Source organism: Janthinobacterium sp. MP5059B (assembly GCF_001758645.1).
Lineage (GTDB): Bacteria > Pseudomonadota > Gammaproteobacteria > Burkholderiales > Burkholderiaceae_D > Janthinobacterium > Janthinobacterium lividum.
On sequence record NZ_LRHX01000004.1, the window covers coordinates 223,701 to 246,656 of the forward strand.

The 22,956-nt window shown below is 64.9% G+C and carries 19 protein-coding genes; 14 read left to right on the forward strand and 5 right to left on the reverse strand.

The genetic code is table 11. From position 1 onward, the window contains the following. The first annotated feature begins 211 nt into the window (after nt 1-211). From JAB1_RS03350 to JAB1_RS03380, 7 genes are all read left to right on the forward strand, one after another. The gene (locus JAB1_RS03350; protein ID WP_034777943.1) at nt 212-1,072 is read left to right on the forward strand and encodes a sugar ABC transporter permease; all 861 of its coding nucleotides are present in this window, start codon (nt 212-214) and stop codon (nt 1,070-1,072) included. A gap of 10 nt (nt 1,073-1,082) precedes the next feature. Then, nucleotides 1,083-1,901 (forward strand): carbohydrate ABC transporter permease, encoded by an 819-nt coding sequence (locus JAB1_RS03355; protein WP_034777945.1) that lies wholly within the window; start codon nt 1,083-1,085, stop codon nt 1,899-1,901. A 23-nt stretch (nt 1,902-1,924) separates the two neighbouring features. After that, nucleotides 1,925-2,974 carry an ABC transporter ATP-binding protein gene (locus JAB1_RS03360; RefSeq protein ID WP_034777947.1) on the forward strand — a complete coding sequence of 350 codons (1,050 nt, stop codon included), beginning with the start codon at nt 1,925-1,927 and terminating at the stop codon, nt 2,972-2,974. After that, nucleotides 2,974-4,461, forward strand: a complete 1,488-nt coding sequence (locus tag JAB1_RS03365; RefSeq protein ID WP_070278773.1) for a mannitol dehydrogenase family protein — start codon at nt 2,974-2,976, stop codon at nt 4,459-4,461. Before JAB1_RS03360 ends, JAB1_RS03365 begins: the two co-directional genes overlap by 1 nt. Nucleotides 4,462-4,477: 16 nt before the next feature. Next, nucleotides 4,478-5,395: an AraC family transcriptional regulator gene (locus tag JAB1_RS03370; protein ID WP_070253872.1), complete on the forward strand. Its 918-nt coding sequence runs from the start codon at nt 4,478-4,480 to the stop codon at nt 5,393-5,395. A gap of 55 nt (nt 5,396-5,450) precedes the next feature. Further along, nucleotides 5,451-6,377 carry an AraC family transcriptional regulator gene (locus JAB1_RS03375; RefSeq protein WP_052139843.1) on the forward strand — a complete coding sequence of 309 codons (927 nt, stop codon included), beginning with the start codon at nt 5,451-5,453 and terminating at the stop codon, nt 6,375-6,377. A gap of 72 nt (nt 6,378-6,449) precedes the next feature. Then, nucleotides 6,450-8,504, forward strand: coding sequence for an esterase-like activity of phytase family protein (locus JAB1_RS03380; RefSeq protein WP_070278775.1), 2,055 nt, complete (start codon nt 6,450-6,452; stop codon nt 8,502-8,504). Nucleotides 8,505-8,678: 174 nt separating this feature from the next. On the opposite strand, the gene JAB1_RS03385 is transcribed toward JAB1_RS03380, so the two are convergent. Further along, a complete protein-coding gene (locus tag JAB1_RS03385) occupies nt 8,679-10,721 on the reverse strand; it encodes a S9 family peptidase (protein ID WP_175445011.1) in 2,043 nt (680 codons plus the stop codon). 160 nt (nt 10,722-10,881) lie between these two features. Beyond that, the gene (locus tag JAB1_RS03390) at nt 10,882-11,589 is read right to left on the reverse strand and encodes a glutathione S-transferase family protein (RefSeq protein ID WP_070278779.1); all 708 of its coding nucleotides are present in this window, start codon (nt 11,587-11,589) and stop codon (nt 10,882-10,884) included. A gap of 114 nt (nt 11,590-11,703) precedes the next feature. Between JAB1_RS03390 and JAB1_RS03395 the strand changes: the two genes are divergently transcribed. The 3 genes from JAB1_RS03395 to JAB1_RS03405 all read left to right on the forward strand — a co-directional run bounded on the left by JAB1_RS03395 (nt 11,704) and on the right by JAB1_RS03405 (nt 14,606). Continuing rightward, on the forward strand, nt 11,704-12,069 hold the full coding sequence (locus tag JAB1_RS03395) for a helix-turn-helix domain-containing protein (RefSeq protein ID WP_034777962.1): 366 nt from the start codon (nt 11,704-11,706) through the stop codon (nt 12,067-12,069). Nucleotides 12,070-12,130: 61 nt separating this feature from the next. After that, complete coding sequence (locus JAB1_RS03400; protein ID WP_070278781.1) at nt 12,131-12,727, forward strand: hypothetical protein; 597 nt, start codon at nt 12,131-12,133, stop codon at nt 12,725-12,727. Between the two features lie 238 nt (nt 12,728-12,965). Then, nucleotides 12,966-14,606: a PAS domain-containing methyl-accepting chemotaxis protein gene (locus JAB1_RS03405; RefSeq protein WP_070278783.1), complete on the forward strand. Its 1,641-nt coding sequence runs from the start codon at nt 12,966-12,968 to the stop codon at nt 14,604-14,606. Here the strand turns inward: JAB1_RS03405 and JAB1_RS03410 are convergent. From JAB1_RS03410 to JAB1_RS03420, 3 genes are all read right to left on the reverse strand, one after another. Next, the gene (locus tag JAB1_RS03410; RefSeq protein ID WP_083299544.1) at nt 14,589-15,437 is read right to left on the reverse strand and encodes a DUF2071 domain-containing protein; all 849 of its coding nucleotides are present in this window, start codon (nt 15,435-15,437) and stop codon (nt 14,589-14,591) included. The genes JAB1_RS03405 and JAB1_RS03410 overlap by 18 nt on opposite strands. A gap of 172 nt (nt 15,438-15,609) precedes the next feature. Next, nucleotides 15,610-16,392 (reverse strand): 3-hydroxybutyrate dehydrogenase, encoded by a 783-nt coding sequence (locus JAB1_RS03415; protein WP_034777971.1) that lies wholly within the window; start codon nt 16,390-16,392, stop codon nt 15,610-15,612. 92 nt (nt 16,393-16,484) lie between these two features. Beyond that, nucleotides 16,485-17,558, reverse strand: coding sequence for an AraC family transcriptional regulator (locus tag JAB1_RS03420; RefSeq protein WP_070278788.1), 1,074 nt, complete (start codon nt 17,556-17,558; stop codon nt 16,485-16,487). Nucleotides 17,559-17,697: 139 nt separating this feature from the next. Between JAB1_RS03420 and JAB1_RS03425 the strand changes: the two genes are divergently transcribed. Genes JAB1_RS03425 through JAB1_RS03440 form a run of 4 tightly spaced genes read left to right on the forward strand, consistent with a single transcriptional unit; the run spans nt 17,698 to nt 22,806 of the window. Beyond that, a complete protein-coding gene (locus JAB1_RS03425) occupies nt 17,698-19,308 on the forward strand; it encodes an FAD-binding oxidoreductase (protein WP_070278858.1) in 1,611 nt (536 codons plus the stop codon). Continuing rightward, complete coding sequence (locus JAB1_RS03430) at nt 19,305-20,873, forward strand: glycerol-3-phosphate dehydrogenase/oxidase (RefSeq protein WP_070278791.1); 1,569 nt, start codon at nt 19,305-19,307, stop codon at nt 20,871-20,873. The genes JAB1_RS03425 and JAB1_RS03430 overlap by 4 nt, the downstream gene beginning before the upstream one ends. Further along, a complete protein-coding gene (locus JAB1_RS03435; RefSeq protein WP_070278793.1) occupies nt 20,830-21,225 on the forward strand; it encodes a hypothetical protein in 396 nt (131 codons plus the stop codon). Before JAB1_RS03430 ends, JAB1_RS03435 begins: the two co-directional genes overlap by 44 nt. 3 nt (nt 21,226-21,228) lie before the next feature. Next, a complete protein-coding gene (locus JAB1_RS03440) occupies nt 21,229-22,806 on the forward strand; it encodes an FGGY-family carbohydrate kinase (protein ID WP_070278795.1) in 1,578 nt (525 codons plus the stop codon). Nucleotides 22,807-22,956 lie beyond the last annotated feature (150 nt).

The window sequence follows — 22,956 nt, forward strand, 5'->3', positions numbered from 1 at the left end:
GATAGCCTGACCAAACCTACTGCGCGTCGCGCTTTGCGGCCGGCGATGCTCACCGTACTAAAGTACGGCTGCGCTTCTCGGCCACAAATCACTGCCGCTCGCTACGGTTTTGTCAGGCATCTTTGCTGTGCTGTTTGGTTTGTAACACAGGTGATGTGACTGGCCTTGCTATTGCGCTAGATCACTCACCTCACGTCCCAAGAGAAATCCTATGAAACGCATTATCCCTCGGACTTTGCTGACGCCGGCCGTGGTCGCCGTCTCCGTCATTTCCGTGATCCCGCTGCTGATCACCCTGTATTACTCGTTCGTGCGCTATTCCATGCTCGATCCGAGCGGCCATCCTTTCCATGGCTTGGCCAATTTCCACTTTTTCTTTACGGATGCCTCGTTCCTGCCAGCATTGCAGAACACGTTTACCCTGCTGTTTTCCGTCATGCTGGTCACGGTGGTGCTGGGCACGGCGCTGGGCTTGCTGATCAATGAAGCGTTCCCGGGACGCGCCATCGTGCGCGTGCTCCTGATTTCGCCGTTTCTCATCATGCCGGCCGTGAATGCCCTGATGTGGAAGAACATGCTGCTCAATCCGATCTACGGCCTGTTCGCGCAAATCAGCATTTTCTTTGGCGCCACGCCCGTCGACTGGCTGTCGGCCCATCCCCTGTTTTCCATCATCATGATGGTCTCGTGGCAATGGCTGCCGTTCGCCTGCCTGATCTTCATGACGGCCCTGCAGTCGATGGACCGGGAACAGCTGGAAGCGGCGCGCATGGATGGCGCCACCTATCTGCAGCAGCTGCGCTACCTCTACATTCCCCACCTGGGCCGCGCCGTCTCGGTGGTGCTGATGATCGAGATGATCTTTTTGCTGTCGATCTTTGCGGAAATATTTACCACCACGGGCGGCGGTCCCGGCTTCGACACGACCACCATCACCTTCATGATTTACCAGCAGGCACTGCTGTCCTATGACGTGGGAGCGGCCTCGGCCGGTGCCCTGTTCGCCGTGCTCATCGCCAACATCGCCGCCTTCTTCCTGATGCGCGTCATCGGCAAGAATCTGTCGAAATAAGGAGACCTTGATGCATAGCAAACTCAATCTGTATGGCCGCACGGCCGCCGCCTGGCTGTTCGCGCTGCTGCTGTTCTTTCCCATCTTCTGGCTGGGCCTGATGGCCTTCAAGACGGAAGGACAAGCCATTTCCACGCCGCCGCTGCTGTTTTTCACGCCCACGCTCGACAGCTTCCGCGAAGTGCTGGCACGCGACAATTACTTCGGCTACGCGTGGAACTCGCTGTTTACCAGCGTGCTCTCGACGGCCATCGGCCTGTTGATCGCCATCCCGGCCGCCTATTCGATGGCCTTCTTTCCCACGGGCGGCACCATCGGCTTGCTGAAATTCATGCTCAGCTCGCGCTACATGCCCGGCGTGGGCGCCCTGATGCCGATCTATATCTGCTACCAGTACTTCGGCCTGCTCGACACGCGCATCGGCCTGACCATCATGTTTATGCTGATGAATTTGCCCATCATGATCTGGCTGCTGTACACGAGCATGAAGGAGCTGCCGCGCGAAATTCTGGAGGCGTCGCGCATGGATGGCGCCACCGTGTGGGACGAATTCCGCCACGTCGTGCTGCCCCTGTCCGTGGGCGGCATCGCTTCCACGGCCCTCGTGTGCATGGTGTGGTCGTGGAATGAATCGTTCTGGTCGCTGAACCTGGGCGCCTCCAACGCGGGCACGCTGGCCTGGCTCATCGCCTCGTATTCCAGCCCGGAAGGCTTGTTCTGGGCGAAATTGTCGGCCGCTTCGCTGATGGCCATCGCGCCCATCATGGCGCTGGGCTGGTTCTGCCAGAAGCAGTTGGTCCAGGGAATGACCTTTGGCGCAGTCAAATAAACTACAGAATAGAGACACACATCATGGCTTACCTTCAACTGAGCAATATCGAAAAATTCTTTGGCGAGCATCGCGCCATCAAGGGCATCGACCTGGAGATCCGGCAGGGCGAATTCGTCGTCTTCGTGGGTCCGTCGGGTTGCGGAAAATCCACCTTGCTGCGCCTGATCGCGGGCCTGGAACCGATCGACGGCGGCAAGCTGTCGCTCGACGGGCGCGACATCACGGCCCTGCCATCGTCCAAGCGCGACCTGGCGATGGTGTTCCAGTCGTATGCGCTGTATCCGCACATGACGGTGTTCCAGAACATGTCGTTCGCGCTGAAACTGGCCGGCGTCGATCCGGCCATCATCCGCGAAAAAGTCGACAAGGCGGCCGCCATCCTCGACCTTGGGCGTTACCTGGAACGCACGCCCAAAGAATTGTCTGGCGGGCAGCGCCAGAGGGTGGCCATCGGCCGCGCCATCGTGCGCGACCCGAAAGTGTTCCTGTTCGACGAACCGCTGTCGAACCTCGATGCGGCCCTGCGCGTGCAGACGCGCATCGAGATCGCCAAGCTGCACCGCGAACTGGGCGCCACCACGATTTATGTGACCCATGACCAGGTGGAGGCGATGACCCTGGCGGACCGCGTGGTGGTGCTGCGCGACGGCCAGATCGAGCAGCATGGCTCGCCATTGGAACTGTATGACCGTCCCGCCAACCGCTTTGTCGCGCAATTCATCGGCACGCCCAGCATGAACGTGGTGCCAGCCGATGCGGCGCCGCAGCTGCTGGCGCAGGCGGGCAGCGCGGCGCAGGCGGACGGCTTCGTCGGCATCCGCCCCGAACACGTGCACCTGGGCGCGGCGCAGCCGGGCAGCGTGCCCGTCACGGTCGACCTGGTGGAGTCCTTGGGCGTGGAAACCCTGACCTATGTGCGCTTGCCGAACAATGTGCAGGTAGTGTCGCGCGGGGCGGAGCGCAGCAGCCTGCAGCCGGGCCAGCAAACGCATTTGACGTTCGAGCCGGGCTTCGTCCATTATTTTGACCGCGCCGGCAAGACCTACGCGGCGGCGAAAGGAGCGCTGTAATGGACGCGATCGCATTGAACCAGGCGAACCTGGCCAAGCTGCCGGTGGACGCAGCCGTGCCCGCGTATGCGCGCGGCGCGCTCGTGCCCAGCATCGTGCATATCGGTGTGGGCGGCTTTTTCCGTGCCCATCAGGCCGTGTACCTCGATGATTTACTCGGACTGCAGGGCCATGGCCAGCAGCACGCGCAGTGGGGCTATTGCGGCGTGGGCTTGCTGGCGCATGACGCGGCCATGCGCGACGCCATGCGGGCGCAGGATGGCTTGTACACGGTGGTCGAGCGCAGCGCGGCCGGCGACAGCGCGCGCATCATCGGCTGCATTGGCGAATACCTGTATGCGCCCGACGAGCCGCAAGCCGTACTGGAAAAGCTGGCCGACCCTGGTACGCGCATCGTCGCGCTGACCATCACCGAGGGTGGTTACTATGTGAACCAGGGCACGGGCGAATTCGACGCCGGTCATGCCGATATCGTGTATGAACTGGCGCACCCGCAGGCGCCGCGCTGCTCGTTCGGCTATCTGGCGGCGGCGCTGGCCGTACGCCACCAGCGGGGCCTGGCGCCGTTTACCATCATGTCCTGCGATAACCTGCAAAACAATGGCGACGTGACGCGCAAGATGCTGCTGGCCTTTGTCTCCCTGCGCGACGGGGAGCTGGCGCGCTGGCTGGCCACGCATGGCAGCTTCCCCAACAGCATGGTCGACCGCATCACCCCGGCCACCACCGATGAACACCGGGCGCTGGTGCGCGACAGCTTTGGCATCATCGACGCCTGGCCGGTCGTGTGCGAGCCGTTCCGCCAGTGGGTCATCGAAGACGACTTCCCGCAGGGCCGGCCGGCCTGGGAGCTGGTGGGCGCGCAGATGACGCACGACGTGCTGCCATATGAAAAGATGAAGCTGCGCCTCTTGAATGCCAGCCACCAGGCCCTGTGCTACATCGGCATGCAGCTCGGTTACACGTTTGCGCACGAAGCGATGAACGATCCTGGCATCCGCCTGCTCGTGCGCCAGATGATGGATGAGGAAGTGACGCCCTTGCTGGATGAAGTGGAAGGCATCGACCTGGAGCGGTACAAGGCTACCCTGATCGAGCGCTTTTCGAATCCGGCCGTGCGCGACCAGCTGGCGCGCATCGGCACGGAAGGTTCGGCGCGCATCCCGAAATTCGTGCTGCCATCCGTGCGCGAAGCACTGGCCCGTGACGGCGCCATCAAGCTGCTGGCGTTTACCGTGGCGTGCTGGTTCCGCTACCTGGAAGGCCATGACGAGCAGGGGCGCGAGCTGCCCTTGAACGACCCGTATGCGGCGCGCCTGCGCGCACTGGCGCTGCAGGGCGGGACGGACGCGACGGCCTTGCTGTCGCTGCGCGAGCTGTTCGGCGAGTTGAGCGACACACCAGCCTTTACGCAGGCGGTGGGGCAGTCGCTGGCCAGCCTGTATGGGATGGGTGCGCGCGCGGCGCTGGAACAGATCGTCGCCTGACGGGGGAGGGCGCGCCATGCCACGCAAAGCCGATGCCTCACTGCCGCAGATGGAGCTGGAACAGCAGCGCGACGCCACGCCAGGCTTCGAGCCGAAAGGCAGTTTTGGCTTCATCCGCTACCTGGAGCACGGCTTTCCGAATTCGCTGGTGCGCTGGCATTACCACGACGAGTACGAGCTGCACCTGATCGTCGAAAGCAGCGGCAAGGTCTTTGTCGGCGACTACATCGGCCAGTTCACCCCCGGCCACCTGGTGCTGACGGGACCGCGCGTGCCGCACAACTGGGTCTCGCTCGACACCCCGCCGGAAGGCGTGGCCTTGCGCGACATGGTGGTCCAGTTTTCGCATGCGCCGCTGGCGTCGATGGCCACCGCCATTCCCGAATTGAAGGATATTTTTCCGCTGCTGCAGCGCGCCTTGCACGGCGTGGAATTTTTTGGCGTCAGCGAACAGTCGCTGCGGCGTTTCCAGCGCATCCGCGACAGCAATGGCCTGCCGCGCTTCATCGAATTTTTGACACTGCTGGGCGAACTGGCGCAGACCAGCGATTACCAGCTGCTGTCGACGGTGCCGATGCAGTCGAGCGACGACGACGTGGCCCTGGCGCGCATCAGTTCGGCCATCAACTTCATCGTGCACAATTACAGCAGCCAGTTTTCGCTGAAACAGCTGGCCGAGCAGGTGGACATGCCCGAGCGGACGTTTTCGCGTTTTTTTCGCAGCGCCACGGGCAACAGTTTCACGGACTTCGTCAACCGCCTGCGCATCAACAAGGCGTGCCAGCTGCTGATGGAGACGGAGCGCTATGTCAGCAACATCTGCTACGAGGCGGGATTCAATAACGTGGCCAATTTCAACCGGCGCTTCCTGGAATTGAAGGGCATGACGCCGAAGGAGTTTCGCCAGCAGGCGCTGGGCCGTTTTGGCGCCTGAGGCTTTTTGAGGTACATTGGATGGCACAGGCGGGGACAGCCTGAGAGAGACAAGCATGGAACACCTATGGCAGAAGGACAGCGAGCGCAAGGCGCCCGAGCTGGAACGGGAAAGCTACGATGGCATCATCAATTACCTGGAACACGGCTATCCCAGCTCGCGCGTGCGCTGGCACTGTCACGAGGAATATGAGCTGCACCTGATCGTCGCCACCAGCGGACGATTGTTCGTGGGCGACTATATCGGCGAATTCTCGCCTGGCCACCTGGTGCTGACGGGCCCGCGATTGCCGCACAACTGGATTTCCAACGTGATGCCCGAAGGCGGCGTGGCCTTGCGCGACATGATCGTGCAATTTGCCCATGCGCCGCTGGCCGGTGCCGCGCGCGTCATCCCCGAACTGCGCGAACTGCTGCCGCTGCTCGAGCGCTCCAGCTATGGCGTGGAGTTTTTCGACATGGGCCACGAGGCCGAGCAGCACCTGGCGCGCATCCGCGCCACGCATGGCGCCGAACGCTTCGCCGAATTCGTCCAGCTGATGAGCAAGCTGGCGCGCACGGCCAATTACCGTTTGCTGTCGACCGCCTCCCTGCGCTCGTACGACGATGACGCCACCCTGGCCAAGGTCAACTCCGTCCTCAACTACATCACGGACAATTACCGCGAGCCGATTTCGGCGGAAATGCTGGCCGATCAGGTGGGCATGTCGCTGAGTAAATTCTCGCGCTTCTTCCGCAAGGCGACGGGTAACAGCTTCACGGATTTCATCAGCCGCCTGCGCATCAACAAGGCGTGCCAGTTGCTGATGGATACGGATCACTATGTGTCGAACGTCTGTTACGACGTGGGTTTCCAGAACGTGGCCAATTTCAACCGCCGCTTCTTGCAGGTGAAAGGCGTCACGCCCAAGGAATTCCGGCGCCAGGCAGATGGCCGTTTTGGCGGCATCGGCGGGCCCGTGGCGGATATGCCACAGGCCTGACGACTGTCACGGGCTTGTCACTTTGACTGGTTATGCTCCACGGCTATCCCACCCACCTTAGCCGAGGAATGCATGAACACTGCTGTAACGTCGATCCCGAAACTGACCCTGTTGGCCATCGCCGCCGGCCTGACCCTGGCCGCGTGCGGCGGCAGCGACAATCCGCCGGCGGAGCCTTCCAAGCCCGTGGCGCAGACGGGCGTGTTCCTCGATGGCGCGGTGGAAGGACTCGATTACGTGGCGGGCAGCGCGGCCAAGGCCAGCACCAATGCCAAGGGAGAATTCATGTGCAACCCGGGCGATACTGTCGCCTTCAGCGTGGGCGGCCTGGCCCTGGGCTCGGCGCCATGCGGCGCCGTCGTCACGCCGCTGGCGCTGGCCGCCAGCACGAACGTGGCGGACGACAAGGTCGTCAACCGCCTGCTGGCGCTGCAATTGCTCGATGACGACAGCGATCCGTCGAACGGCATCAAGCTGACGGCCGAAGTGAAGGCGGCGCTGGCCGGCAAGACGCTGGACTTTGCCGCCGCCCCGGCCGTTTTCAACACGGCCCTGGCCGCGCATCTGGCAGCGGTGGGCGGGAAATTCGCCGGCCGCACGGTCGATGCGGAGCGCCGCGCCCTCGTGCGCGAGCATTTCGAAGACACCCTGGCCTCGAAAGCGGGCGCGCCCGTCAACGAGGCGCTGACGCAAGCCAATCCGGTCGGCGAAGTGAAAGTCACCGTGACGCGCTACCAGATACAGGCGGCCGATAAATTCTACGTGCCGTACGAAGGCGCCAACGCCAAGATCAAGGGCGAATTCCCGAACGGCTTCCTGCCGTCGTACGGCTCTGGCCTGGCTTACAAGGGCAAGAATGCGGCCGGCGACCTGGAATTCTATGGCTTGACGGACCGCGGCCCGAACGGCGACGGCCCGCTGGTGCCCGATCCATCTGGCAAGGGCACCATCGGCAGCAAAATCTTCCCGTCGCCCAGCTTCACGCCTTCGTTCGGGGTACTCACGGTGGGCAAGAACGGCGCCGTGCTGGCGTCGAGCACGCCGATCAAGGTGTCGGCCACCGTCAACAGCTCGGGCTTGCCCGTGCCCGTGGGCGCGGTCGGCAATTCGGCCGAGATTCCAGTCATGGATGCGATGAAGTTCGATGCGGCGGGCAAGGCTGTCTTCAATGCGGGCGGCCTCGATTCGGAAGCCATCGTCGTCGATGCGAAGCGCAATGCGCTGTGGGTCTCGGACGAATACGGCCCCTTCATCATCAAGATCGATGCGGCCACCGGCATCATCCAGGCCAAATACGAACCGGGCAAGGGCTTGCCAACCCTGTTCGCCAAGCGCCGCGCGAACCGCGGCATGGAAGGCATGACCTTAGATACGAGCAACGACAAGCTGTATGCCTTCCTGCAAAGCCCCCTGTCCGACGGCACGGCGCCATATACGGTGACGAAGAAGAATGAGCAGGTCGAGCGCTTCGCCCGCTTCACGCGCTGGATCGAATTCGACCCGACGACGGGCACCAGCGGCAAGATGTTCGCCTATCCGCTGAATGCGGCCGACTACCAGGACGGCCGCACGGGCAACGCCAAGCTGGGCGACATGGTGGCGCTGGGCGGCGGCAAGTTCCTCGTCATCGAGCAGGGCGCTGCGCCGTCGGGCAAGGTGTTCAATAAATTGATGCTGGTCGAATTGAAGGGCGCCACCGATATCTCGGCCGCTGCCTTCAACGCGACGACCTCGGACCTGGAAAAAAGCAGCATGGGCGGCGCGGCCGTCAACGGCGCCGACTGGGCCGCCGTCACGCCGCTGAAGAAAACCCTGCTGCTGGACTTGAATGCCATCGGCTGGGCGGCGGAAAAGGCGGAAGGCCTGACCCTGATCGACGACTCCACCATCGCGCTGGCCAACGACAATGACTTCGGCCTGAAGACGAAGATCTTTGACGCGAATGGCGTGGAAGTGGCGGATGCCGACGTGACCAAGTGCACGGTCGATGCCAGCGGTACTATCGTCACCAGCAGCGCCGCCGGCTGCAATGCCGCCAACACCATCCGCGTGGCGCGCGGCGACGACCGCGAACGCCCAAGCCGCTTGTGGATCGTGAAGTTTGCCAAGGCGCTCACCGCGTATTGAACGATGGTGGATGTGTCGGATTACGCGGCGCGCGCGCCGCTAATCCGACCTACGCATGGAAAAAGCCGCGCGGTGCCGGGAAGCACCGTGCGGCTTTTTTGTTATGAAGAGCGAACGTAGGTCGGATTAGGCGGGGCCGCCGAGGCCAAAGGCCGTAATCCGACATTCATCCGATTACTTCTTGGTGTAGGTATTGAGCCAGTCCAGCACCGTGTGATGCCACAGCAGCGAGTTCGCCGGTTTCAGCACCCAGTGGTTCTCGTCCGGGAAGACCAGCAGCTTGCTCGGGATGCCCTGGCGCTGCAGTGCGGTGAAGGTGCCCAGGCCTTGCGCGGTGGGGATGCGGAAGTCCAGGTCGCCCTGGACCACCAGCATCGGCGTCTTCCAGTTCTTCACGAAGTTGACGGGATTGAACTGCTCGTGCTTGGCTGGCGCATCGTAGTAGGGGCCGCCGTTTTCCCATTCCGTGAACCACAGTTCTTCCGTTGCGTAAGCCATGCCGCGGTTGTCGAACACGCCGTCGTGGTTGACCAGGCATTTGAAGCCGTCCGGCCAGTTACCGGCGATCCAGTTCATCATGTAGCCGCCGTACGACGCGCCCAGCGCGCAGCTGCGCTCGCGGTCCAGCCATGGGAATTTCTTGGTGGCCGCTTCCAGGCCCTTCTGCAAGTCGACCAGCGGCTTGCCGCCCCAGTCGCCGCTGATTGAATCCGTGAACTTCTGGCCATAGCCGGTCGAACCGTGGAAGTCGATGAAGACGGTGGCGTAGCCGGCGCCCGCATACACTTGCGGATTCCAGCGGTAGCTCCAGCTGTTGCCAAAGCTGCCTTGCGGGCCGCCGTGGACGAGGAAAGCGACCGGATACTTTTCACCGGCCTTGGCATTCCATGGCTTCATCACGTGGCCGTAGACGGTTTCGCCATTCGCGCCCGCGAACGAGAACTGCTCATATTCGCCGAAGCGCACGTCGGCCAGGGCTGCCGCATTCTGCTTCGTCAGCTGGACCATCGGCGCGTTTTCCGACTTCGCGTCGAGCTTGCGCGTGTACAGCTGCGCGCCCGAGGCCAGGTTGGCTTGCGCCAGCACGATGGTATTGCCGCGCACGTCGAAGTCGCCCACGGCGCCCTTGCCCGTCAGCGCAGCGACCTTGCCGCTGGCCGCGTCGATGTGGAACAGGCGGTGCTGGCCCACGTCATCGGCGGCGACGAGGAAAGCCTTGCTGTCAGGCGTCCAGCGGAAGTCGGCCACGGAACGGTCCCAGTCATCGGCCACGGTGCGCTTCTTGCCGGTGGCGACATCCATCAGCACCAGGTGGAAACGGTCCGCTTCGAAGCCAGGCTTGGTCATGGCGACATAGGCCAGGGTGCGGCCATCGGGCGACCAGGTGGCTTTGGCATCCCAGGCCGGATTGTCGGCGGTGAGATTGCGTGGCGCCTGGCCGCCAGCGGCAGGAATCGTGTAGACGTCGAAGTTGGTCGACCACGATTCCGTGCGGCCGGCCACGCGCACGGAGAAGGCCACCGTCTTGCCGTCCGGGCTGAAATGGTATTCGCCATTGTCGCCGAACGGTTTCGATGGGGCGTCGCCGTCCAGGGTGCCGCTCAGGCTCACCGGCGCGGCGCTGACCTTGCCGGTGGCGTCGATCGGCGCCGAGTACAGCGCATTGCGGCGGCCATCGGCCCAGGTATCCCAGTGGCGTACGAACATCTGGTCGTAGACCATGCCGGTCGCCTTGTTTTTCGCTTTTTCATCGAGGCGCTTCTTCGTGCAGGCGATGTCCGCGCAATCGAGGAAGACGCCCATGCTGAAGGCCAGGCGGTCGCCCTGCGGCGACAAGCGGTAGGTGTCCACGTCCAGCGCCAGGTCGGTGACCTTGGCCGCTTCGCCGCCGTTCAGGGGCAGTTGCCACACTTGCGAGGAGCCGGAGCGGCCAGAGAGGAAGTAGATGGCGTCGCCGTTCGGCGACCATTGCGGGTCGCTGGCGCTGGCATCGCCGCGCGTGAGCTGGCGCGGCGCGGCGTTCGGCGCGCGCAGGTCGATCATCCACAGCTGCGTGTTGCCGCGGTTCTTGTCCAGGTTGGTGGTGCGCACCGTATAGACGACGCGCGTGGCGTCCGGCGACAGCACGGGGCTGCCCACGCGCTCCATGGCCACCATGTCTTCCACGGTGAAACCGCGCGGCGCGGCCAGCGCAGGGATGGCGGCGGTGGTGGCCATGGCGGCACTGAATGCTCCCAAGAGCAGCAGACGTAAACTCATTCAAACTCCCGATTCTTATGACGACGTTATCGATATGGTATTGACGTGGCCGGCTGTACCGCCGGCAGCCCGACATCATAGCAATAAAGACGCGCTTGCTGCGGGAGTTGACCGCCGGTTAGCCGGCCGGCAGTGCCAGTTGGTCGAGCGCCACGTGGCCCAGGAAGCCGCCCTGGCTGGCGGCCGGCAAGCCCGCCTCGATGGCGTGGGCAAAGCGTATGCCGGGGTCCTGTTCCAGCGCGGCCAGCAGGCGCGCCACGTGCGGATAATCGGCCAGGCTGGCCAGCTGCAGCGGTTCGGCCCAGCGCGCCGTGGCGGCCAGGTAGGCGTCGGCGATGGTCGGTGCCGTGTCCGAGGCCAGCCAGGCGCGGCCAGCGAGCAGGCGCTCCAGGTGCGCCAGGCTTTTGTTGACCTTCTCGACGGCCATCTCGCGCCACACGGCCGCGCGCGCATCGTCCGGTGCCGCGCGCGATGCCTGGAAGGCCGGCATGAAGGCGGCGTGGAAGGTCGTGTGCAAAAAGGACAGCACGCTGTTCAGGCGATCGTATTGCGGCGTGCCTTGCGCAAAGCCCAGACCGCTGGCGGGTGCGCGGGCGGCAAGGTGCAGCAGAATCGCCATGCTTTCCAGCAGCGGCGCGCCCGCGTGCGTGAGCAGGGCCGGCGTCTGGCCCAGCGGATTGATGGCGAGAAAGGCGGGATGCTGCTTGCTGGCCGGGTCGCGCGCTTCCACGCGGGCCAGGCGATAGGGCAAGCCGCTCCATTCGAGGGCGGCGATGGCGGCAAACGAGCAGCCGAACGGCACGCTGTAGATCAGGGTGGTTTCCATGCTGGAGCTCCGTTGAGAGGAAAGAAGGGGAGTCTAATCGTGATGGTTACTATTTGGAAGAAGGCAGAATAATGTGGTATAGGTACATTTTTTATACCAGATGGGAAGCGAACCATGAAAGACAATGTCTCCGGCTGCGCCGTGGAAGAAGCCATGCGACTGCTGGGCGGGCGCTGGCGAGTGGTATTGCTCAGCTATCTGATGGCGGGGCCGAAGCGCTTCAGCGAAATCCGCCGCGCCGTGCCGAATATCTCGCAGCGCATGCTGACCCTGGACTTGCGCGCGCTGGAAGAGGCGGGCTTGCTGACGCGCACGATCTACGCGGAAGTGCCCGTGAAGGTCGAGTACCAACTGACGGACGAGGGTCTGCGCTTGCGCGAGCTGGTCGAGATGCTGCGAACCATTGGCTTGCGGCTGCGCGGACAGGCGGACGCGGGCGGGGCCTTTCTCGCACCCGATGCCGTGGATAATTCCCTATAGAAACAGCTGATTTGATGCAAAGTGCTAGACTGCCGGCCTTTGATCACTACTCTCGACACCCATGCGCCTGACTTCCTTCGCCCTGACCGCCGCCGCCCTGTTTGCCGCCTTGCCGGCCCAGGCGGCCACCATGCCGACGCTCGAACAAATCCACGCCGCCGTGCAGGCGGGCGTAGCCAAGACCCGGGCCAAAATGCAATCGACTGTGCCGGTACCGATCGCCGTCAAGGTCACCAGCTTGACCGGCTGCCAGGATTCGCAGGAAGTGCCGGGCGAAGTGGTGTGCCTGGTCGCCATGAGCGCCGGCATGCGCGATGCTTTCATGGTGCTGCCGCTGCGTAACGAGAACGGTACCTGGGTGGGCGTCGAGCGCAAGGACGCCAAGTTCGCGGGACCGTCGCCGGCCGAGGCGCAAGCCATGATCCGAAGCTGGGCCAAGGACGAAGTGGCGCGCAATCCGGAAGCGGCCAAGGATGTGCAGATGCAGGAAGCGCAGACGACCATGCAGGTCAAGGCCGTCAATGAGTGCGACGTCAAGCGCAAGACGGGCTATCTCGTATGCGATACGGAATTGAGCGTGCCGAGCCGTCCGGAAGGCATCAAGACGGAACTGACGTTCATGCTGGAAAACGGCAACTGGCGTTACGTGCCACGCTAAACGCTACGCCGCCGGGACAATCGCCTTGTTCCGGTATCTCTCCCCATTCCCCTGCGGCTACGCCGCCACCTGCAATCTTTGCAGATTCGCAAGGCAATTTCGCCAGTAAAAATTGCCCATTTAAATTAATAATTAAATATTAAAATTAATGTATCGATGCGGACTGCCGCCGGCGCGGCGTTGTCCGGCGTTTTGCTTCTTTCCCGCTCCCGCACGGGCTACAGCCAAGGATACGACCATGCGACTCAATCTTCCCGTCACTGCTACCGAGATCAACCTGAGCGATACCGAGACCATCGTCTCGACTACCGACTTGCAAGGCAATATCACGTATGCGAACCCGTATTTCATCGCCGTCAGCGGCTACAGTGCGGAAGAATTGATCGGCGCGCCGCAAAACATCCTGCGCCATCCGGACATGCCGGTCGAAGCGTTCGCCGATTTCTGGGCCACCATCCGCTCGGGCCGCTCGTGGAGCGGCATGGTGAAAAATCGTTGCAAGAATGGCGATTACTACTGGGTGCTGGCGAACGTGACGCCGGTGGTGGAAGACGGCGTGGCCGTCGGCTACATGTCCGTGCGCACCAAGCCCACGCGCCAGCAGGTGGCGCAGGCATCCGCCCTGTACGCGCGCATCAAGGCGGGGCAGGCCGATGGCATCGTCATCAGCCAGGGCGCTGCCGTGCGGACTGGCTGGCTGGCCAGGCTGGCGAGCCTGCGCGACCTGCCGCTGGGTAAGCGCATCGGCTGGAATTTGGGCTTGCTGAGTCTGGTATTGCTGCTGCAGCTGGCGTGGAATGCGGGGGCGTTGCCGGCCGGCGCGGGCGGCTGGCTGACGGGCCTGTCCGTGGTGGCCCTGTGCGCGACCTTGTATTTCTGGCACAGTTTGCACCGTGCCGTGCTGCAACCCTTGCAGCGGGCGCGCCAGGCCTGCGACGTGATGGCGGGCGGCGACCTGACGGGCGAGCTCGATACCACGCGGCGCGACGAGATGGGGCAGTTGCTGCGCTCGCTGCGCCAGTTGCGCGTGAACCTGCATTCCATCGTCGGCGACGTGCGCGGCAATTTCTTGCGCATCAGCATGGCCAGCCAGGAAATCGCCGCCGGCAATATGGACTTGTCGGGCCGCACGGAAGCGCAGGCGTCGGCCCTGCAGCAGACGGCGTCGAGCATGGAGCAGCTGGCGGCCACGGTGCAGCAAAACAGCGGCAACGCCGTGCAGGCCAGCGACATGGCGGGCAAGGTCCACGGCCTGGCAGGGCGCGGCGGCGAGATCGTCGGCCAGATGGTCAACATGATGGCGGACATCGACGCTTCATCGAAGAAGATCGGCGACATCACGGGCATCATCGAAGGCATCGCCTTCCAGACGAATATCCTGGCCCTGAACGCGGCCGTGGAAGCGGCGCGCGCGGGCGACCAGGGGCGCGGCTTTGCCGTGGTGGCGGGCGAAGTGCGCAGCCTGGCCCACCGCAGCGCGGCGGCGGCCACGGAAATCAAGCAATTGATCACGGCGTCGCTGGCGCAGGTGCAGGCGGGCGCGAAGCTGGCGCAGCAGGCGGGTGCCAGCAGCGCCGAAATGCTGGGCGCCGTGCAGGGCGTGCATGGCATCATGGAAGAGATCGCCTCGGCTTCGCGCGAGCAAAGCCACGGCATCGGCCAGGTCAACATGGCCGTCACGCAAATGGATGAAGTGACGCAGCAGAACGCGGCGCTGGTCGAGGAATCGGCGGCCGCTTCCGCCTCGCTGCAGGACCAGACCTTGCAGCTGGAGCAGGCGATGGCCCTGTTCAAGCTGGAACGGCGGCGCGGCGGCCCGGCTACGCCCGTGCGGGCGCCGGAGCGCCGCGCCGCCACCGCGCTACAGCAGCCGCTCTGACAGCGCCTTGAAGGGAACCCTGGGGACGAGAAAGGCGAACGGCTTCGAGACGGACGGTAACTGCCCCAGCAAGCCGCAGTCGGCGCGCAAGGCCGTCAGCGCTTGCACTTGATCCACATCAACGGGCAAGTCGATTTCGCCGAAGACCAGCTTGCCGTTGCGCGGCACGTGGGCAATGGCCGCATCCTGGCAAGCGAGGAAGGCGACGGCGTCGCGCCAGTTGCCGAACAGCGCTTGCCAGTCGGCATCGAGGGTATGGTCGGCCACGATGTCCGCCTGCACGTCCAGCGATGGCGCGCTGCCGGCGCCGCCTGCAATGCTGCAGCGGACTTGCGTGGGCGTAACTTCCAGCGTCATGCCGTCGGCCAGGTGGGTCGGCAGGATGTCGCTGAACAGCCGCGTGCCCAGCGCATGCGGCAAGCTGTCCATGATGTTTTTCAAAAAGTACACGCAGGGTACGGCCGGCGCGCCCGGCGGCGTGTGGTCCAGGTACAGGCGCCAGTTGCTTTGCAGGGGCGATGGCAGCAGCTTGCGCAGAGGACCCGGCAGGGCAGGACCGAAATGCCCGTGACGGTAGGTCAGCACGGTAAATGGCGTCTTGCCGTCGCGCTGCCACAAGGTCGCGCCGGCGGGCAGCAGTTGCTGCGCGGCAGCGGCGTCGACCAGCCAGCTTACGTAGACGACGTCGCGCACGTCGCTGTTCAGGGTCAGGAAGGGCAGGCGCGACATGACGGCCTGGCGCAGGTTGGCGAAACGAGTGGAATTGGCGAGCGCGGCAAACAGGCGCCCCGGCCAGCCCGCGCGCGGGTGGCGGTAAGTGTTGTCTTGCAAGGAAAAGCTTTCGGGTGGAATACGGAAAGGTTAATACGCTTACGCGGCAACGCCCGCCCACATCATCGCGAGCGGCAGCGATATGTGGCCGAGACGCGCAGCTGTGCTGGAGCACAGCGAGCATCACAGGCCGCATAGCGCGCCGCGCAGCCGATGTGGGCGGGTGTCACCACTATTGCATGTGCCAGCCGTGACTCACTACTATTGACTGGCCGCTCAGGGCGTTCGACGGGAACGCCGCCAGGAACACGGCCGTTTGCGCCACGTCCTGCGTCGTGGTGAATTCGCCGTCGATGGTGTCTTTCAGCATCACTTTCTTGATCACGTCTTCTTCGCTGATGTTCAGCTGGGCCGCCTGTTCGGGGATTTGCTTGTCGACCAGCGGCGTGCGCACGAAGCCGGGGCAGATGACGTTGGCGCGGATGCCGTCTTTCGCACCTTCCTTGGCCACCACCTTGGCCAGGCCCAGCAAGCCGTGCTTGGCGGCCACGTAGGCGCTCTTGAATGGCGAGCCTTCGTGCGAGTGCACGGAACCCATGTAGATGATGGCGCCGCCGCGGCCGGCCTTGATCATTTCGCGCATGCAGGCGCGCGTGGTGAGGAAGGCGCCGTCCATGTGAATGGCCAGCATCTTTTTCCATTGATCGAACGGGTAGTCGACGACGGGGCTGATGATCTGGATGCCCGCATTGCTGATCAGGATATCGATGCCGCCGAAGTGGGCCGCCGCATCCGCCACACCCTTGTCGACTTGTTCTTCGCTGGAGACATCCATGGCGACGGCAAACGCCTGGCCGCCCGACTGCTTGATTTCCTCGGCCGTCTTGCTGGCCGCTTCCAGGGCCAGGTCGGCGATGACGACCTTGGCGCCTTGTTTCGCGTATTCGATGGCCATTTCCTTGCCGATACCACTGGCGGCGCCGGTAATCAGTGCGACTTTGTCTTTGAGTTGCATATTAATCCTTTGCATTGCGGGTTGGAGTGATCGTGGAAAACCTGACTGCGCCAGTATAGCGAGAAAACGGGCCGCGCATGCCCCGCGCACGCCTAAGAGGCTTGCTGCTTGTCAAGCCGCTTGTCAAGCATTTCCTGTAGCCGCCAGGCGCCGGGATTGGTGCCCGCCCAGGTGCGAAACGCGTGATTGAACGCGCTTTGTTCCTGGTAGCCGAGCAGGAAGGCGATGTCGACCAGCGACAAATCCGGCTCGCGCAGATAGTCGCGCGCCAGGCCGTACCTGGCCTGGTCCAGCAGGGCCTGGAAGCTGGTGCCCGCGTCGGCCAGCTTGCGCTGCAAGGTGCGCGGCGTGACAGCCAGGGCGGCGGCAACAGTGGCCAGCCGCGCCGAACCCTGGCGCAAACCCGCCACGATGGCCGCGTGCACTTGCGCGTCGATGGCGCCGCCAGTGTCTGTTTCAGCTTCGCGCAGCGCCAGCAATTGTTCCGCATGCTGACACAGCACGGGGTACAGGCTGACGTCGGCGTTCGGCACGGGCCAGTCCAGCAATTGCGCATCGAAGGTGGCCGTGTTGGCGGGGGCGTTGAAGGCGGGCAGGCTGCCCAGCACGCGTAGGTATTCGTCGCGGTGCGCCGCGTGGCGCAGCAGGTCGCCGCCGCCATCGTGGCTGAACGCCAGTTGGGCCGGCGGCAGCGGCATGCCCGCCAGCCAGTCGCCGCAGACGCGGATGCCGGCAAAGACGCTGTCGACCAGGTGCCGGCTGGCGCCCGGGTAGTTGCTGGTCCAGCGGTAATGGGCGACGGCGCCATCGCGCTGCAGGGTCGAGCGGCCCAGGTCGTGCGCCAGCCGTTCATAGCGGGCCGTCTGTTCCAGCGCCTGGCCCACGTTGCTGCAACTGAGCAAAATCAAGCCATACGCGCTGTAGGTGCCCATGCGTACGCGCTGTCCCACGTGCAGGCCGAAATGCGCATCGCCCGCCAGCTGCGCGCCCGCGTCGAGCAGGCGCACGTAGTCGCGCGCGGCGAGGCTGGGCGCGGACGCTTCCAGGCTGTGCGGCGCCACGCCGGCCGCCTGCGCCAGGCTGGCAGGCGCGATGCCGTGCGCGCCGGCCGCTTCGAGCAGCGGCTGCAGATAGGCGCCGGCGACCCGGCCGTCAGTACTTGTCATGATGGAACAATGCGATTGTCATGAAAAACCAATACCCTTCGTCTGTGGCGGCATATGCTATTGATCTAGCAAGAAAATCAGGCAAGAACAGTATAGCAAGCCGCCGTGGCGCGCAACTGGCCGAACACAGGGGATGTCGATGCAACGCTGGAATGGCTGGGGGGACGAGAGCATCACGTATGCGCTGAGCGAGGATGCGCTGGCTTTCTTGCGCGCGCGCCTGGGGCCGGGCAGTGCCGTTGTCGACGCCACCTTCGACGATGCCTGTGCGCAAGTGCCCGCTTCGCGCCTGGCGCCGCATCCGCTGATCGACACCCAGCCTGCCACGCGCGTGCGCCATGCGCTCGGTCAAAGCCTGCCCGACTGGTTTAAATTACGCCATGGCCGCATCGGCGCCGTGCCCGATGGCGTGGCCTTTCCCGACAGCGCGCTGCAGGTGCGCCAGCTGCTCGCGTATGCGCGCCAGGCGTGCGTGGCCGTGATTCCCCACGGTGGCGGCACCAGCGTGGCCGGGCATTTGACGGTGGCGGCGGGGCCGCGCCCCGTGCTGGCGCTCAGCCTCGCGCGCCTGTGCGCGCTGGGCCACCTGGACCGCGAAGCGCAGCTGGCCACGTTCGGCGCGGGCGTGTACGGCCCCGACCTGGAAGCGCAGCTGCGCGCGCACGGCTACACCCTGGGCCACTACCCGCAGTCGTTCGAGTACTCGACCCTGGGCGGCTGGATCGCCACGCGCTCGTCGGGCCAGCAATCCTTGCGCTATGGCCGCATCGAGCAGCTGTTCGCGGGCGGCGAAGTGGAAACGCCGACCGGCACCCTGAGCATCCCCACGTTTCCCGCTTCGGCAGCCGGCATCGACCTGCGCGAAATGGTGCTCGGCTCGGAGGGCCGGCTGGGCATCGTGACGCAGGCGACGGTGCGCGTCTCGCCGCTGCCCCCTTATGAAGCATTCCATGCCGTGTTTTTCACCGAATGGGGCCAGGCGCAGGAGGCCGTGCGGGCGCTGGCCCAGTCGCGCCTTCCTCTGTGCCTGCTGCGCCTGTCGAATGCGCTGGAAACGCAAACCATGCTGACCCTGGCCGGGCACAAGAAACTGGTGGGACTATTGGAGCGCTATTTGTCCCTGCGCGGCTGCGGCGAAGGCAAATGCATGCTGATGGTGGGCGTCAGCGGAGAAGAAAAAACGGCGCGCGCGGCCCTGCGCGGCGCCTTGGCGCTGGCGCGGCGGCACAAGGGCGTGCACGTGGGACGCCACATGGGCGACAAGTGGAAGCAGGGGCGTTTTCGCAACGTCTACCTGCGCAACGGCGCCTGGGAACACGGCTATGTCATCGATACGGTGGAAACGGCCGTCGACTGGCCGCGCGTCACGGCGATGATGGCGGCGCTGGAGCAGGCGGGCGCCAATGCGCTGGCGCAGCATGGCGAGCAGGTGCACGCCTACACGCATTTGTCGCACGTGTATGCGCAGGGGGCCAGCGTCTACACCACGTATGTGTACCGGCTGGCGCCGACCTTTGAAGACAACATGGCGCGCTGGCGTACCTTGAAAGACGCGGCCAGCGCGGCCATCGTCGCCAACGGCGGCACCATCAGCCACCAGCATGGCGTGGGCACGGACCACGCGCCCTGGCTGGCGGCGGAAAAGGGAGAACTGGGCATCGCCGCCATGCGCGCGCTGCTGCGCCAGTTCGACCCGCAAGGCATGATGAACCCCGGCAAACTGCTGCCTGACGCCGGAGGCCCATCGTGAACAGGGGGGATTTGCCTGGGATCCTGGCGCGCGAGTGGGATATCTTGATCGTCGGCGGAGGCATCACGGGCGCCGGCATCCTGCTGGAAGCGGCGCGGCGCGGCTTGACGGCGCTGCTGGTGGAACAGCGCGATTTCGCCTGGGGCACGTCGAGCCGCTCGTCGAAGCTGGTGCACGGCGGCTTGCGCTACCTGAAGCAGGGCCAGTTCGCGATGACGCGCGAGTCGGTGCATGAGCGGCAAGCCTTGCTGACGGATGCGGCGGGGCTGGTCGAACCGCAGGGTTTTGCCTTTGGCGACTACACGGGCAGGAAGCCGGGGCGGCGCCAGTTCATGCTGGGTCTGGCCATCTATGACGTGATGGCGGGGCGGCGCGCGCGCCGCTATGTCGATGCGTCCGACTTTGCCATGCTGGCGCCGCATATCCGGCGCGACGGCCTGCAGGGCGGCATGCTGTACCAGGACGCCAAGACGGACGATGCGCGCCTGGTGCTGCGCGTGCTGCAGGAGGCGCGCCGCCATGGCGGCGTGGCCGTCAATTACCTGGGCGTGGCATCGCTGCTGCATGACGACGGCAAGGTCGCCGGCGCCACGTTGAACGATGCGCTTGATGGCACGGTATCCACCGTGCGTGCGCGCCTGGTGATCAGCGCCACGGGCGCCTGGGCCGACGCCTTGCGCGGCCAGGTGGGAGAAAAGCCGAAACTGCGGCCCCTGCGCGGCAGCCATCTGCTGCTGCCCGCGTGGCGTTTGCCGCTGGCGCAAGCCATCAGCCTGATGCATCCGCACGATGGCCGTCCCGTGTTTGCGTATCCGTGGGAGGGCGTGACCCTGGTGGGCACCACCGATGTCGACCATGGCGCCGGCCTGGACCTGGAGCCGGCCATCACGCGCGGCGAACTCGCATATCTGCTGGACGCATTGCAGTGGCAGTTCCCGCAGCTGGCGCTGGGCGAAGGCGACGTGCTGGCCACGTTTGCCGGCGTGCGTCCCGTGATCGGCAGCGGCCAGCTTGACCCGTCGAAGGAAGCGCGCGAACATGCGCTATGGCTGGAAAACGGCTTGCTGACGGTAGCGGGCGGCAAGCTGACAACGTTCCGCGTGATCGCCCTCGACGCCTTGCGCCGCGCGGCCCCGCTGCTGCCGGGCTGGCAGGCGGATTTGCGCCCCTTGCCGATTTTTGACGCCACGCCGCCCTTGTCGGGCAAGGCCCTGGCGCTCGACGGCGAGCAGCGCGAGCGCCTGCTGGGCCGTCATGGCGCGGCCGCGCAGGCGCTGGGCGATGCGGCGCAGGACGGCGAACTGGCGCCGATTCCCGGCACGCAGACCCTGTGGGCGCAGCTGCGCTGGGGCGCGCGCATGGAAGACGTGCAGCACCTGGACGACCTGCTGCTGCGACGCACGCGCCTCGGTTTGCAGCTGGCAGGCGGTGCGCTTGCTATCATGCCCCGCCTGCGCGCCATCTGCCAGCATGAACTGGGCTGGGATGACGCGCGCTGGGAGGAAGAGCTGCAGCGTTACCTTGCCCTGTGGCGCCGCCATTACAGCGTGCCGCAAGGCGCATGAAGCAACGATAAAAACTATAAAAGAGGAGAACATCATCGAGACCACCCTGTTTGGCCAGCCCCTGGCACTGGGCGACGCCCGCATCACCTACGACAGCCTGTCTCCGCTGGACTTGCGCCTGCCCGTGGATGCCCTCGCCGACGACCTGGGCGAAGACCTGCTGCAAATCACGTGCGCGAATGGCGACATCGTCGATGTGGGCTGGTATCCGGCATGGAGCGAACAGGGACGCTTGCGCGTGGTGGCCGTGCGGGGACAGGACTGGGAAGCGCCCGTGTTCAGCGCGCAGCCTGACAAGGATCCGCAGGCGCTGCTGCAAGCGTTGCGCGCCGCGCTGGCCAGCGTGGCATAAGCCATGGCTTCCCTGGCGGACGATGGTCCGTATATCCTCTCCATCGACAATGGCACGCAAAGCGTGCGCGCGCTGCTGTTCGACCGGGACGGCAAGCTGGCGGCCAAGGCGCAAGTGTTCCTGGAAGCGTACTATTCCGACCACCCCGGCTGGGCCGAGCATGACGCCGACGGCTATTGGCAAGCCGTGTGCGAAGCATGCCAGCAGCTGTGGCGCGGCACGGACATCAATCGATCCTCGGTGGCCGGCGTGGCCGTGACCACGCAGCGCGGCACGGTCGTCAATGTGGATGAGGAGGGGCAGCCCTTGCGGCCCGCCATCACCTGGCTGGACCAGCGCAGCACGCGCGACATCCCGCAACTGGCGCCATGGTGGCGCGCCGCCTTCCGCGCCACGCGCCTTGATGGCACGATTGCTTACTTCCGCCGCGAGGCCGAGATCAACTGGATCAGCGCGCACCAGCCCGACATCTGGCGCCGCACGCACAAATTCCTGCTGTTGTCGGGCTTCTTGAACCATCGCCTCTGCGGGCGCTATGTCGATTCGACCGGCTCGCAAGTGGCGTACATCCCGTTCGACTACAAGCGCCATGCGTGGGCCGGGCGCTTCGACTGGAAGTGGCAGGCGCTGGCGATCAAGCGCTCCATGCTGCCCGAGCTGGTGACGCCGGGCACGCGCATGGGCGCCATCACGGCATCCGCCGCCGCGGCGACGGGCATTCCGGAAGGCACGCCCCTGCTGGCGGCGGCCGCCGACAAGGCGTGCGAAGTGCTGGGCGCCGGCTGCGTCGAACCCCACGTGGCGTGCCTGAGCTACGGCACCACGGCCACCATCAACACCACCAACCGCAAGTACGTGGAAGTGACGCGCTTCATTCCGCCGTACCCGGCCGCCATGCCGGGCGCCTACAGCACGGAAGTGCAGATCTTCCGCGGCTACTGGATGGTCAACTGGTTCAAGGAGCAGTTCGGCGACCGCGAGCGGGCGGCGGCCGCCGAAGACGGCACGGGCCTGTCCGCCGAAGCGCTGTTCGACCGCCTGGTCGACGCCGTGCCGCCCGGGTCGATGGGCCTGATGCTGCAGCCGTACTGGAGTCCCGGCATCAAGGTGCCGGGCCCGGAAGCGAAGGGTGCCATGATCGGCTTTGGCGACGTGCACACGCGCGCGCACATCTACCGCGCCATCCTCGAAGGCCTCGCGTATGCGCTGCGCGAAGGCAAGGAGCGCATCGAGCAGCGCAGCGGCATCGCCATCACGGAGCTGCGCATCGCGGGCGGCGGTTCGCAAAGCGACTCTGCCATGCAGCTGACGGCCGACATCTTCGGCTTGCCGGCCGCGCGCGCCCACGTGTATGAAAGTTCGGGCCTGGGCGCGGCCATCGCCGCCGCCGTGGGCCTGGGCTGGCATGCGGACTTTCCCGCCGCCGTGCAGGCGATGACGCGCAAGGGCAAGGTATTCCAGCCGCATCCCGAGCACCGCAAGATCTACGAACAGCTGTACCGGCGCGTGTACCGCAAGATGTATGCGCGGCTGCAGCCCCTGTACCGCGAGATCGCCGACATCACAGGCTATCCGGAATAACTACGCATTAAATCGTATTGCGAATCATTCGCATTTTGATATATGATGTGTTCCGCATTTCACTAAGGCAACTTATCCCGGTGACTGCAGTGCGCCGCCGGCCATGCGCCGGCGGCGTGTCCGCGCGGGCAGAGTTCGCCGCAACGCTTC